The following is an 8,383-nucleotide window of genomic DNA, read 5'->3' as shown; positions in this document are numbered from 1 at the left end:
CTGGCGGGGCAACCCGCCAGTGCCGTTTTCATTGGGCCGGGTGTGGCGGGCAACGGCGGGCCGCTGTTGCGCCACGTCTGAGTCGAGAATCGTTCTCATCCTCTATAATCTGCGCCATCCAATACAGATAACGGGGAGAGGGCGGCCCACCGCCCAGCCGAAGACCGACATGAAAAGCAAAACCTTGCGCGGCTGGTACGCCGTGCACCGCTGGACCAGCCTGGTCTGCACCGCCAACCTGTTGCTGCTGTGCCTGACCGGCCTGGTCCTGATCTTCCATCACGAGATCGACCACCTGCTCGCGCAGGAGCCGGCGACCACCAAGGCGGCCTCCGGCGCGCCGCGTCCCAGCCTGCAACGACTGGCCGACGTCGCCGTGGCGGCCCACCCCGGTACCGCCCCCAAGTCGATCACCATGTTCGAGGACGAAGGGGTACCGATGGTCGGTGTGCGCGTCGGCGCGCCGGGCGTGGCCAGCCTGCGCGAAGGCACTTCGGTCTTCATGGACGCCACCGACGGCAGCACCCGCGCGCTATTCACCGGCGACACCTTTACCGGCTTCATCCTGAAGCTGCATGTCAACCTCTTCCTCGGGTTTGCCGGCCAGCTGTTCATCGGGGCGGTGGGCCTGGTGTTCGTCCTGAGCATGCTCAGCGGCATCGTGCTGTATGGACCGTTCATGCGCAAGCTGGCCTTTGGCCTGGTGCGCTTCGGCCGCCAGCCGCGCATCGTGCTGGCCGACCTGCACAACCTGACCGGCATCGTGGTGATGGTGTGGGCGCTGGTGGTGGGCCTGACCGGCAGCTTCCTGTCGTTTTCGCCACTCATCATCGGACTGTGGCAGAAGACCGAGCTCACCGAGCTGATCCGGACCTTGCCGGCCGCCGCGCCCCGGCGCATGGCGCCGCTGGACCAGGTCCGCCGCGTGGCCGACCTGGCGGTACCGGGCAAGGACCTGGCCTATATCTTCTATCCGGGCTCGGAATACGCCACGCAGCGGCATTACATGGCGGTGCTGCGGGGCCATACCGAGATCGAGAAGCGGGTCTTCGACATCGTGGTGGTCGACGCCGAGACGGGCGAGCTGGCCGCGCAACGCAGCATGCCCTGGTACATGCAGGTACTGCTGCTGTCGGGACCATTCCACTTCGGCGACTACGGCGGATTGCCGCTGAAGATACTGTGGGCGCTGCTTACGCTGTTGACCACCGCGGCCACCGTGACCGGACTGGTGATCTGGAGCCGGCGCAGCAAGAGCGCCATCGCCCAGATCGATGGCACCAACCTGAGCCTGAAGGAACAGCCATGAATGGAACCTGGAGCTGGCCATTGGTGCTGGCCTTGTCGAGCGCCCTCGGACTGGCCGCCGGCATCTTCGGCGATGGCCCGTGGGACTGGCTGTGCTGGGCCGGGCTGGGCCTGCCGGTCGGGCTGGCCTTGTACAAGCTGGTAGCCCAGCGGCGTCCGCCCGCATAGGCCGATACCCCTTCCGACAGCGCCACTAAATCGCAACAATTCTCATTTATAATCGTCGTCCGCCTCGTCTTGCAGCAACGTCGCCATGAGGCCCTGCCAGGAGATTCGTGATGACCGACCAACCGCTTGTCTTGGAACATGCCGTGCTGCTACGCCAACTGGCCGCCGCCCAGCGCCGCTGTGACGATTTATTGCAGGCGCACGCTGCAGCGATGGCCGGCATGCAAGCCGAACTGATGAAGGCGCGCGCGGCCGTCATCGCCCGCGACACGGCCCTGGCCTGGGCCGAGGAAGACCACGCCGCGCTGCTGGCGGCGACACCCGGCCTGGCGCCACGCGCGGCACTGGCGCGCAAGGTCAGCGAATTGAGCGCCCGGGTGCAGGACTTGATGCGCGAGAAACTACGCCCGTCCATGGACGCCGCCGGTGTGCCCACGGCCGCCGTGGAAGACGCGGCGCCCGGGCTGTCGGCCCTGGAAGCCAGTATCGCCGGTGCCGACCTGGTGATCTGCCAGACCGGTTGCCTCAGCCACGGCGCCTACTGGCGGGTCCACGATCATTGCAGGCGCACCGGCAAGACCTGCGTGATGGCGGCGCAACCTGCCACCTTCCGGGTGGTGCGAATCAATCGCGACTGGCTCGGCGTCAATGAAAACAAATTAACAGAAATTTAACAAATGTCTCGTTTCAACGACATCCGCGCGGCGTCAATTCGTTAATAAAAATCACTATCATTTATAATCCGCCTTTTACAGCCGCGTGCGTTCTTGCCGTTGCGGCGCGTTGCCGAGGTGTTGATCTTGCCGACTTCCTGTGCTTCGACCGACGTCGAATCCCTCTACAGCACCCATCATTCGTGGCTGCGTAGGTGGCTCGCGCGCCGGGTCGGCAATGCGGAACAAGCCGCCGACCTGGCGCAGGATACCTTCATGCGACTGCTCAGCAGCGAGCGCGTGCCGTCGTCGCTCGATGAGCCGCGCGCCTACCTGACCACCGTGGCGCAGAACCTGGTGTCGAACCTGTGGCGCCGCGAGAAACTGGAAAAAGCCTACCTCGAAGCGCTGGCACAACTTCCGGTCAGCCTGGCGCCATCCCCCGAAGAACAGGCGATAGTGCTGGAGACGCTGGCCGAACTCGACATGCTGCTCGATGGATTGCCGGCAATCCAGCGCAGCGCGTTCCTGCTGTCGCAACTCGATGGACAAAGCCATGCCGAGGTCGCCGCGGCACTGGGTATCTCGATTCCCACCGTCAAGCGCTACCTGGTCAAGGCATTGCAAAGCTGCTACTTCGCCGATATCTCGTTCTTGGCATGAGGGCGCCGGCCTCTACCTGGTACCAGCCTACCGCTGACGCCGCCAACGTGCCGCCGCAGGTCGCCGAACGCGCGCTGGAGTGGCTGGTGGAATTGCAGAGCGAGCCGCTGCCCCCCGAAACGATCATCGAATGGAACCGCTGGCGTGCCGCGCACGACGACCATGAGCGTGCCTGGCAACGCATCGAATCGGTGCGCGGACGCTTGCAGCCGCTGGCGGCCTCGGTCAGTTCGGCCGCCGCCCAGGCGGCACTGGCGCCATCGGGCTCGTCGCACCGGCGCCGGCTGGTCAAGACCCTGGCCGTGATGATCTTTGCCGGTGGCGGCGCCTGGGGCGTGGCCAGCAATACCCCGTGGCGCCAATGGAATGCCGACTACCGTACCGCCATCGGCGAACGGCGTTCGCTGGCGCTGACCGACGGCAGCCAGATCATGCTCAATACCACCAGCTCCCTCGACGTACGCTATGACGCCAACCAACGGCGCCTGTGCCTGGTCGCCGGCGAGCTGTTCGTGGCCACCGCCCGGGATGCAATGATGCGCCCGTTCCTGGTCGAGACCGCCCATGGCACCGCACAGGCGCTGGGCACCCGCTACACCGTGCGCCAACTGGCGCAGTGCACCGAGGTCAAGGTGTTCGAAGGAGCGGTGCGCATCGTGCCACGCGAGGCCAGCCAGCAGGAGCTGGTGGTGCAGGCCGGACATCAGGCGCGCTTCAGCGCCAGCGACATCGGGCCGGCAGACCGGCTCGAGACGACCGCGCCGGCCTGGACCGATGGCTTCCTGATTGCCCGCAGCATGCGGCTGCACGACTTCATCGCCGAGCTGTCGCGCTACAGCCGCGACAGCCTGGCCTGCGATCCGGCAGTGGCACAACTGCGGGTATCGGGTTCGTTTCCGCTCGACAACCCGGACCAGATCCTCGAGACGCTGGCCGCCACGCTCGATGTCCAGATCGAGATCCGCGACGGTTTGCTGGGCGGACGGCGCATGCGGGTGGGCCCAAGGACAGCGCGGCGCAGCTGAGGTCGACAGACAACAAGAATAATGCCGCCAGGTTGAGCCGTTCTGGTTTCTCGCGGGTCATGGTGTTGTTAGCCCTCATTTTCACTCATGCCAGGAGAGGTCGCATCGCGATGGCGCAGACAACCACGTTCAGGGGTACCGCATGGTCGGTCCGGCAACGTGCTGCCTCTGCCTGCACCGTCGTGCATCTGCTGCTGGGGGCGAGCTTGCTGTGGCCTTGCCTGGCGGCCCCGGCGCAGGCGCAAACCCCGCTCGCGCGGGCCTACGACATCGCACCGGGCTCGCTCGAGGAAGTGCTGGGCCGCTTCGGTCACGACGCCGGCATCCTGCTGTCGTTCCGTCCCGAGATCACCGCCGGGCTGGACAGCCCCGGCCTGCGCGGCCATTACAGCGTCGAACAGGGGCTCACGGCGTTGCTGGCCGATACCCCGATCGTGGCCAGCCGCCAGGCCAATGGCGGCTATTTGCTGGCGCGGGTGGGCAGCCATGCCGAACAGGCAGCGCCGCTCCCCCTGGTGGTGATCAACGCCAGCCCCGACCGCGACGCCACCGTACCGTATGCCGGCGGCCAGCTGGCGCGCAGCGGCAGCCTGGGCGTGCTGGGCGCGGCCAATGTCATGGATGTGCCATTTTCCACGCTCAACTACACCGCCACGGTGCTGCGCGACCAGCAGGCACGTACCCTGGCCGATGTGGTGGTCAACGATGCCTCGGTGCGCATGCTGACCTCCACCGGCGGCTTTGGCGATACCTTCCAGATTCGCGGCTACAGCCTGGCCAACGACGATGTCGGCCTCAATGGCCTGTTCGGGCTTTCCTCGGCCGGCCACATGCCGGCGGCCATCGTGGAACGGGTCGACGTACTGAAAGGCCCGGGCACCGTGCTCAATGGCATCAGCCCGGGCGGCAGCATCGGCGGCAGTATCAACATCGTCACCAAGCGCGCCGGCGAGACGCCGTTGGCGCGCCTGACCGGCAGCCTCCAGAGCCGGGCCCAGGGTGGACTCGAGGCGGACGTGGGCCAGCGCTTCGGCCCGGACAACGCCTGGGGGCTGCGGGTCAACGGCGTGGTCAAGGATGGCGAGGGCGGTATCTCGGGTGGCCGGCAACAGCTGGGGGTGGGCGCGTTGGCGCTGGACTACCGGCAGCGCGGCCTGCGCTGGTCGCTGGATGCGTTCAGCCAGCGCGAGGATGTGGACGGTTTCCGCCCGCAGGTGGGGTTCCTCGACGGTGTCACGTCGATCCCGGCGGCGCCGGCGGGCAACAGCAACTTCTATGCGGGCAGCCGGTTACGCCTGCAGGATGATGTGCTGGCGTCACGGCTGGAAGTCGACCTCGACCCCGATCTCACGCTGCACGGCGCGATCGGCTACCGCAACGGGGCGTCATGGCAAAACCTGCCGACCGGTTCGGCCGACGCCGCCGGCCTCGGCACGCTGCGCAACGCCTACTACGACGCCACCACCCGCACCGCCACCGCCGATGTCGGCCTGCACCTGCGCCTGTCCGGCGCTGGCGTGCGTCACGCCATCGATGCCGGGCTCACCCAGTTGCGCCAGGAAGGCGGCAACGCCTACGTGACATCCAGCGGCACGGCCAGCTACAGCATCTACCAGGCAACGCCGCTGCCGCCCATTACCGATGCGCGCACGGCGCCCAGGAAAGCCTACGGGATGGTGCTCACCAGCCTCACGCTGACCGACACCCTGTCGATGCTGGACGATCGCCTGCGCCTGTTCGTGGGCGCCCGCCGGCAGCAGGTGCGCTACGACAGCTACGATACGCAGTCGGGCCTGCAGGAATCGGCCTACCAGGCCAGCGCCCTGTCGCCGCTGCTGGGCGTGGTGCTCAAGCCGGCCGACGACCTCGCGCTCTACGCCAACTACACCGCCGGCCTTACCCGCGGAACGATCGTGCCTTCCGGTATGGTCAACGCCGGCGAGATCCTGCCGCCGTATCGCTCGCACCAGGTCGAGACCGGGGTCAAGCTCGACTGGGGCCGCGTCATGACCAGCGCAGCCGTGTTCCAGATCGACAATCCCAGCGCCGTCATCACCCAGGTCGCGGGTACACCCTCGGCCAGCACCTACGGCTACGATGGCCAGCAGCGCAATCGGGGGCTGGAATTGGCCGCCTATGGCGAAGCGCTGCCCGATGTGCGGCTCATGGCCAGCGCCACGTTCTACGACGCCCGGCTGCGGCGCACCACCGACCACGCCAACGATGGTCACGTCGCCCCCGGGGTGCCGCGGCGCGCCTTCAACCTGGGGCTGGACTGGGATACCCCATGGCTGGCAGGCCTGGCCTTGAGCACCCGGGTGCTGCATACCTCGTCGGTGTATTTCAATGCCGAGAACAAGCTGCGCCTGCCTGGCTGGACCCGGGTCGATATCGGCGCCCGCTACAGCACGCGGCTCGGGGCACGCCCGCTGCTGCTGCGCGCCACGGTCGAGAACCTGTTCAACCGCGACTACTGGCTCATCGACAAGCCGTATGTGACCATCGCCGCGGCGCGCACGGTGCTGCTGTCGGCATCCATCGATTTCTGACGCTAGCGCTGCGGCCGGCTCAACTCGTCCACCAGCGGCGGCGGCAGGTAATGCGGCCCGTCGAAGATGGTGACGTGATAGTCGCGGTACAGGTTGACCTGCGGTCGGATCTCGGCTGCCGTGGCACTGCGGAAACCACCCCCGACCTGGGGCCGGAAGGCCTCGGCGATGATGCGCAGGCGGCCGCTGCCCAGGCGCCGGCTCAGGACCTCGGCATAATGCAGCGCCACCTGGGGCTGGCGGGCATAGACCCCCACGCCGTCCTGGAAATAGACGCCGACATCGGGCGGCAGCCATTTCATCAGGCCGTCGGCAAGGGCCTCGGGGCCGACATTGGCGCTGTCATAGACGGTAATCCAGAGCGGCCGCGGCAACTTCGCCAGCAGCGCGCCCAGACGCGGCGCCTCGGACCAGGTCGGATCGATCTCGACCGGAAAATACCAGCCGCTCACCTTGACCGGGGTCGGCAGCTTGGCCAGCTCGACCGAATCGGCCACCAGCTGCTCGATGTCGGCACGCGCCACCTTCTCGTCGAAACGTCCGGCCAACCCCATGATCACCTTGCGTGCCCAGGGTTCGCCCGCAATCCGGTGCCAGTCCGGCAAGCGGGGCGCCGATGGCATGGCGCTGCCCGCAACGAAGGCGGTGCCGTCGACCGCGCTCCATTGCACCAGCAACTCACGCGCCCCCAGCCGGTCCCAGTTGCCCTGCGGCATGACGGTGGCATTGTCGGGTTGCCACACCACGCCATCGACCTGCAGCGGCTCGGCCAGGCGGGCCTGGGTGGGATCGCAGCCGGCGCAGGCGCCCAGCAGCAGGGCCGCCCCCAGCGACAAGGCGGTCAGTAGGACGCGGCGCGCGGGACGGCCGGCGGGTTGCATGCTGGACAAGAAAGCCTCACCGAAAATTGATTTGGTCAGTAAGACAGCGTGGTGGTCACGAAGAATCCCTTGGCGCGTTCATCACCCTGGATCCTGAAACGGTATTGCAATGACAGGTCCAACGAGGAACGGGGCGCGTGATAGGTGTCGCCCCGGAACCAATAGCGCAGGTTGACGCCGGGTCCGAAGCCGGTGGCGGTGCGGTTGCCGTTGAGCGAGTTGAAATCGGTATTGACGGTGAGGTGCGGAAACACCACCAGGCCCGGCAGCACATTGTCCAGCCGCACGCTGCGGCCGCTCTGCAGCGATGCCACGCCATAGGTCTGGGGATGTTGCAGGTAACGGCCGGCCTCGGCGTACCACTGGGTGGTCCACCAGGCGGTGCGGTCTGCGCGCAGGTCGGTGCCGATGCCGTCGGAATATGCCACCTGCGCCAGCCAGTCGGCCGAGGACTGCGCCCCCAGTGGCACCAGGCGCCCCATCGACAGCACGAGGTTCTGGCTCGAGAAAGGCTTCCAGCGGGCGCCCACGGTGCCCTGGGCGGTCTGCGCCCCGGTGCTGCCGCCGGACTGGTCCTGCAGCGTCTGGAAGACGCGGCCGAACACTTCCACCGTGCGTCCATCCATGTAGCCGAAGGGACGCCACCAGAGCTCGGCGCCAGCCTGCAGCGTACTGTCGCGGCTGGATGCGCCGGGACGCCCGCCGTTGCCGGCGCTGGGGCCGCCGCCGCTGCGGGTGATCGATGCCGTCGCGCCTGCCTCGCGGTCGACCGTCGCGATGGCGCGACGGGTATCGAAACGTTGCTGCGCAGTGCGCTCGATGCGACCGCCGTCGGCGGCGTCGACGCTGCGTTCGAACCAGGCCAGCGCAGCGGCGTCGTCGCTTTCGTGCAGCGCCGAGAAAGCCGCATCCTGCAATGCCTCCTCAGGTAGCTTGCCGGCGTCGTCGGCGCGACCGAAGGCGGCCTGGGCACTGCCGTTGTCGCCGGCGCGTTGCGCCAGGTACGCCAGTTGCAGATCGTCGAGGTCGTCCAGTGCACCAGCGTCGCGCCCGGCGATGAATTTTTCACGCGCCTGGCGACCATGGCCGGTATCGGCCAGCAAGCCGATCTCGGTGGCGAGCGGCAGGCCGCCCGC

General features: G+C 67.4%; 7 protein-coding genes and 1 pseudogene. 6 read left to right on the top strand and 2 right to left on the bottom strand.

Annotation, left to right across the window (positions count from 1 at the left end):
* The first annotated feature begins 169 nt into the window (after positions 1-169).
* From PMI40_RS00725 to PMI40_RS00705, 6 genes are all read left to right on the top strand, one after another.
* Positions 170-1,309: a PepSY domain-containing protein gene (locus PMI40_RS00725; protein ID WP_040501461.1), complete on the top strand. Its 1,140-nt coding sequence runs from the start codon at positions 170-172 to the stop codon at positions 1,307-1,309.
* Entirely contained in the window at positions 1,306-1,476 is a 171-nt protein-coding gene (locus tag PMI40_RS24200) for a hypothetical protein (RefSeq protein ID WP_008111104.1), read from the top strand. Before PMI40_RS00725 ends, PMI40_RS24200 begins: the two co-directional genes overlap by 4 nt.
* Before the next feature lie 110 nt (positions 1,477-1,586).
* Positions 1,587-2,150 carry a DUF2325 domain-containing protein gene (locus tag PMI40_RS00720; protein WP_008111102.1) on the top strand — a complete coding sequence of 188 codons (564 nt, stop codon included), beginning with the start codon at positions 1,587-1,589 and terminating at the stop codon, positions 2,148-2,150.
* 126 nt (positions 2,151-2,276) lie between these two features.
* Positions 2,277-2,792: a sigma-70 family RNA polymerase sigma factor gene (locus PMI40_RS00715; protein ID WP_369770625.1), complete on the top strand. Its 516-nt coding sequence runs from the start codon at positions 2,277-2,279 to the stop codon at positions 2,790-2,792.
* Entirely contained in the window at positions 2,789-3,817 is a 1,029-nt protein-coding gene (locus PMI40_RS00710) for a FecR domain-containing protein (protein ID WP_008111096.1), read from the top strand. The genes PMI40_RS00715 and PMI40_RS00710 overlap by 4 nt, the downstream gene beginning before the upstream one ends.
* A 110-nt stretch (positions 3,818-3,927) precedes the next feature.
* Positions 3,928-6,366: a TonB-dependent receptor gene (locus PMI40_RS00705; protein ID WP_008111095.1), complete on the top strand. Its 2,439-nt coding sequence runs from the start codon at positions 3,928-3,930 to the stop codon at positions 6,364-6,366.
* 2 nt (positions 6,367-6,368) lie between these two features.
* On the opposite strand, the gene PMI40_RS00700 is transcribed toward PMI40_RS00705, so the two are convergent.
* Positions 6,369-7,247: a hypothetical protein gene (locus PMI40_RS00700; protein ID WP_008111093.1), complete on the bottom strand. Its 879-nt coding sequence runs from the start codon at positions 7,245-7,247 to the stop codon at positions 6,369-6,371.
* A gap of 35 nt (positions 7,248-7,282) precedes the next feature.
* Positions 7,283-8,383, bottom strand: a pseudogene (locus PMI40_RS00695) (bacteriophage N4 adsorption protein A); the annotation flags it as partial.

It is taken from the genome of Herbaspirillum sp. YR522 (genome assembly GCF_000282575.1).
Lineage (GTDB): Bacteria > Pseudomonadota > Gammaproteobacteria > Burkholderiales > Burkholderiaceae_D > Herbaspirillum.
The sequence above is the reverse complement of the archived record's forward strand: the minus strand, read 5'-3'. Positions and strand labels throughout refer to the sequence as shown.